At 77.4% G+C, this 4,842-nt stretch carries 4 protein-coding genes; 3 read left to right on the forward strand and 1 reads right to left on the reverse strand.

Translation table 11 applies throughout. The annotated features are described in order from the left end of the window. Positions 1-164: 164 nt before the first annotated feature. The gene (locus tag FOE67_RS16680; RefSeq protein WP_438874241.1) at positions 165-1,385 is read left to right on the forward strand and encodes a cystathionine gamma-lyase; all 1,221 of its coding nucleotides are present in this window, start codon (positions 165-167) and stop codon (positions 1,383-1,385) included. A 127-nt stretch (positions 1,386-1,512) separates the two neighbouring features. Continuing rightward, complete coding sequence (locus FOE67_RS16685; RefSeq protein WP_182665079.1) at positions 1,513-2,052, forward strand: NUDIX domain-containing protein; 540 nt, start codon at positions 1,513-1,515, stop codon at positions 2,050-2,052. Positions 2,053-2,072: 20 nt separating this feature from the next. On the opposite strand, the gene FOE67_RS16690 is transcribed toward FOE67_RS16685, so the two are convergent. After that, positions 2,073-3,215: a pyridoxamine 5'-phosphate oxidase family protein gene (locus tag FOE67_RS16690; RefSeq protein WP_182665081.1), complete on the reverse strand. Its 1,143-nt coding sequence runs from the start codon at positions 3,213-3,215 to the stop codon at positions 2,073-2,075. 566 nt (positions 3,216-3,781) lie between these two features. Between FOE67_RS16690 and FOE67_RS16695 the strand changes: the two genes are divergently transcribed. Next, positions 3,782-4,842: serine/threonine-protein kinase (locus FOE67_RS16695; RefSeq protein ID WP_182665083.1), on the forward strand; the 1,061-nt coding region annotated here is incomplete at its 3' end.

Genomic DNA, 4,842 nt, shown 5'->3' on the forward strand with positions numbered 1-4,842 from the left:
CCTCCCGCACGCCCCCTCGCGCGCCGCCCCGCCCGGCGGGGGTTACCGTGCGCTGTGCGGGACGGTGACACGTCCCGTTCCGGCCGGGTGAGCCCCGGCCCCACGAGGCACCACGGGCGCCCCCACGGACGGCCGGGGGACGCGGCGAGAGAGGCGGGAAGCGGATGACCGGGAACGGCGGGGACCCGATGGGGCGGAACGCGGCGACGGACGCGGTGCCCACCGGCGAGGCCACCCGGGCCGTGCACGCGGGCCTGCCGGAGGCCGAGCCGTACCGGGAGCCGCTGCCCGGCCCCGTGCTCGCCGCCCACTACCACCTGCCGGGCGACCCGGCCGGCGCCCCCTACGCCTACGGTCGGGACTCCAACCCGACCTGGACCGCGCTGGAGCGGGCCCTCGCCGAGCTGGAGGACCCGTCCGGCGACGCCCGGGCGGTGGTCTTCGGCTCCGGCATGGCGGCCATCTCCGCCGCGCTGCTCTCCCTCACCGGCCCCGGCGACACCGTGATCCTCCCGGCCGACGGCTACAACCTGCTGCAGCGGGTGCGGGAGCGGCTGGAGGCGGGCGGCGTGAGGGTACTGACCGTCCCCACGCCGGGGCCGGAGGCGCTGCGCGTCGTGGAGTCCGCGACCGGACTGCGGATGCTGTGGCTGGAGACACCCTCCAACCCCGGCCTGGACGTCTGTGACGTGCGGGAGCTGGCGGCGGCGGCGCACGCCCGGGGCGCGCTGGTGGCGGTGGACAACACCCTGGCCACGCCGCTGGGCCAGCGCCCGCTGGAACTGGGCGCCGACCTGTCGGTGGCCAGCGGCACCAAGGCCCTCAACGGCCACGGGGACGTGCTGCTGGGCTACGTCGCCGCCCGGGACGCCTCGGTGGTCGAGCGGGTGGTGGGATGGCGCAAGATCGTCGGCGCCATCCCCGGCCCCGTGGAGGCGTGGCTGGTCCACCGCGGCCTGGCCACGCTGGAACTGCGCACCTCCCGCCAGCAGGGCAACGCCCTGGCGGTGGCCGAGGCGCTCCTGGACGAGGCCGCGACCCGCGGGGACGTGACCGGCGTGCGGTACCCGGGGCTGCCCGGGGACCCGGCGCACGACCTCGCGGCGCGGCAGATGCGGCGGTTCGGCTGCGTGATCGGCTTCACCCTCCCCGACCGGGGGTTCGCGGAGCGGTTCCTGGGCGCGTCGCGGATCGTGGAGGAGGCCACCAGCTTCGGCGGGGTGCGCTCCACCGCCGAGCGGCGGGGTCGGTGGACGACCCCGGACGGCGCGTCGGCCGACGCGGTGGCCGAGGGCTTCGTGCGGATGTCGATGGGGGTGGAGGACCCGGCCGATCTGGTCGCGGACGTGCGGCGGGCCCTGGAGGTCGCACGCCGGGGCGCCTGACACCCGCCGCCCACCGGCGCGCGGTCCGGTCCGTTCGGGGCGGCGGGAACCACGACGGGACGGCGGGACGGCGACGGATCGGCGCCGGGGAGGTTTGGTGCGGGCCCGCGCCGGCGAAATCCCTCCCATGACCGACGCACCACCCGTGGTCAAGCGCACCGCCCGGGCGATCCTCCTGGACACCGGGCCCGTCGGGCGCGGGGGCGTGCCCCCCGTCCCCGAGATGATCGTCATCAAGCGGACCAAGCCGGGCACGGCGCCGTACTGGATCACCCCGGGCGGCGGCGTGGAACCGGGGGACGCGACGGTGCTGGACGCCCTGCACCGCGAGATGTTGGAGGAGCTGGGCGCCAAGGTCACCGACGTGGTCCCGGCCTTCGTGGACACCGTGCCGGTCGGCCCCGCCGACGGGCACCACGCCCCCCGGACGGACGGCCCGCGGCCGGTGAAGGTGCAGCACTTCTTCGTCTGCCGACCCACCTCCATCGACCCGTCGCTGCGGCACGGACCCGAGGTGGAGGAGCCGTGCGGCGAGTACGAGACGGTGCGGCTGCCGTTCACCCGGGCCGGGCTCTCCTCCGTGAACCTGGTGCCGGAGTCGCTCTACCGGTACCTGGTGCGGAACATCCCCGGCGTCCTCTCCCTGCTCGCCCCGGACCTGCGCTGAGCGGCCCCGCCGCGCCCGGCTCAGCGCCGGGCGGCGAACCAGGCGGCGGGGCCGGGGCGGGACGGGTAGCCGTGGCGTTCCCCGCGCCGTTCGGCCTCGGCCACCCACCGTGCCGCCTCCGCGCGCCAGGCCGCGGAGGTCGGCGGCACCGGCGGACCGGCTCCGGGGCCGGGCCCGGGGCCGGGGTCGCCCACGGGCCCCGGGAGGTCGGTGCGCGGGGGACGGTCCCGGGCCTCCCGGGCGGCGCCGAAGAACTGCCCGGTGCGGGCCGCCCCCACGGCCCCGGCCCGGGCCACCGTGAGTTCCGCCCCGCCCGACACGGGCCCCCCGACCCCGTCGTGCGGGACGTCACCGACCGGCCCGGGGGCCCCGGCCCCGGGCGTGCCGGGCGCCGGGGAGGGGCGGGGACCGGTCCGACCGCCCCGCCCCGAGGGGGACACGGCGGCGGCGCGCACCCGGCCGTGCGAACCGGGGGAGCGCACCGGCAGCGGCCCCGGGTGCGCGGGGGCGGGAGCCCGCTCCCCGGCCCCGTCGCCCGCCGTGTCCCCGGCGGGCGCGCCCCCGGCGGGGCGCTCCGGCGCCGGCAACGGGGCGGCCGGGCCGATCCGCAGCACCAGTCCGTCGGGCGCGTCGGGGGTCTCCGGCGCGTACCGGAAGACCTCCTCCACGTCGAGCCGCACCCACAGGGGGGCCGCGGCGTCCGCCACCATCAGGTCGGGGAACTGCAACCGCATCTGTTCGGGGAGCAGGACCCGGGCCCGCCCGTTGATCCGCACCCCGGTGCCGGCCGGGCCGTGCGCGCCGTCGGCGTCGATCACCAGCAGGCCCGCCCGGGGGTTCTCGGTGATGTTCCCCACCGAGGCGTGCACGCCCCGGCCCGTCCCGACCGGGAACAGCAGGGTGCGGTCGTCGGGGGCGCGGAGGAAACCCGGCGCCCCGGATCGGATGGAGCAGTCGCACGCCCCCTCGCGATCGGCCGTCGCCAGGAAGAAGACCCGCTGGCGGGAGAGGAGGGCCCGCAGCCCGGCGTCGAGGTGGTCGCGCAGTTCGTCGGTGTAGAAGCGCTCGGCCCGTTCGGTGGTGCCCAGGCGCTGTTGGATCGCCCGTTCCCCGTCGTTCCCCGGGCGGGGCGGGGGTATCAGCGACCCCGGTCGAGCCCTCACCGCTCCGTTCACATCCGTCACCCCTGCCGCGTCCGTCTCGCCCTGTTCCGCGTCGACGGCGTGCGTCGGCGCGCACCACGACGGACCCGCCGCGCACCGTCCCGCACGGGCCCGCCCGGCGCGGGCGCACCCCCGGGGGGAGGGTGCGGGGCGCCGTCCGGCGGCGGGCACACGAAGTCGGCGCCGGCCCTCGTTCCGACGGAGGGCGGGTGCACACGCTTCGGGGTACGGGCGGCCTCGACGCACACCCCGGCGGGAGGCGGTCCGTCGTGCCTCATCCATCCTCACACCACCCGGTTACCCCGCGCCAGACCGATGGTGGATCCAGCCGGACTCAACTTGGTATCGACACGGCACATGTGACGAATCATCAGACCCTCCCCCGACCCCCGGGCCGGCGCTCTCGCGACACCCCGGACGGGGCCACCCGGCCACCGGGGCGGCGAACGCGCGCTCCCCGATCGTCACAAAGCGGTCCGCACGCGGCAACGGTTCCCCTTCGTCCCCACCACCGCCCGTCCCCTCGTCCTACGCTGCTCGCGCAGGCGACGGCACCGGGAGAGCACGTGGAACCACTGCACGCGGACGACCCGAAGGACATCGGCGGCTACCGACTGCTGCGCCGGCTCGGGGCCGGTGGCATGGGGCGCGTCTATCTCGCCCGCACTCCCGGCGGGCGCCCCCTCGCCCTGAAGACCATCCTGGCCCGCCACACCCGCGACGAGGGTTTCCGCCGGCGCTTCGAACGGGAGATCCGGCACGCCGACCGGGTGCGCAGCCCGTGGACCGTCCCGGTCGTGGACTGGAGCCGCGGCGGTGGGGAGACGCCGGGCCCGCTGTGGCTGGCCACCGAGTACGTGCCCGCCCCCTCGATCGAGGACCGGGTCCTCGCCGCCGGTCCGTTGCCGCTGCCCGTCGTGCGGGAGATCGCCGGGGAACTGGCCGGGGCCCTGGCCGCGGTGCACGCCGCCGGCCTGGTGCACCGCGACCTCAAGCCGTCCAACGTGCTGCTCGCCGCCCGGCGTCCGCAACTCATCGACTTCGGCATCGCCCGCGCCGCCGAGGACCCCTCGTTGACCCGTACCGGTGGCGTGGTCGGTTCCCCCGGCTACATGGCCCCGGAACAGATCGAGGGCACCGCCCCGCTCGGCCCGGCCGTGGACCTCTTCGCCCTCGGTGCCGTGCTGGTCCACGCGGCCACCGGGCACGGCCCCTTCGAACGCCGGGGGGAGAAGCCGAGCACCCCCTCCCTGCTCTACCGGGTGGTGTACGAGGCCCCCGTGCTGGACGACGTGCCGCAGGAGCTGCGTTCCCTGGTCGGACGGCTGCTCGCCAAGGATCCGGCGGACCGGCCGCGGGCCGCCGACCTGGTCGCCGACCCCACCGCCTTCGGCCTGGACCACCCCGGCCGGTGGTCCGAACGGCTGCCGGAGGACCTGCGCGCCGAGTTGGCGCGCCGGGCCGAGGAGGCCGAGCGGCTCTGCGGCTCCCCCACCGACCCGGCCACCGGGCACGGCCCCTTCGAACGCCGGGGGGAGAAGCCGAGCACCCCCTCCCTGCTCTACCGGGTGGTGTACGAGGCCCCCGTGCTGGACGACGTGCCGCAGGAGCTGCGTTCCCTGGTCGG

The sequence above is a fragment of the Streptomyces calidiresistens genome, assembly GCF_014141525.1.
Lineage (GTDB): Bacteria > Actinomycetota > Actinomycetes > Streptomycetales > Streptomycetaceae > Streptomyces > Streptomyces calidiresistens.

Excerpts from the sequence above, each read along its gene's own strand:
- FOE67_RS16680 (WP_438874241.1), top strand. The coding sequence starts at position 165 with ATGACCGGGAACGGCGGGGACCCGATGGGGCGGAACGCGGCGACGGAC.
- FOE67_RS16685 (WP_182665079.1), top strand. The coding sequence starts at position 1,513 with ATGACCGACGCACCACCCGTGGTCAAGCGCACCGCCCGGGCGATCCTC.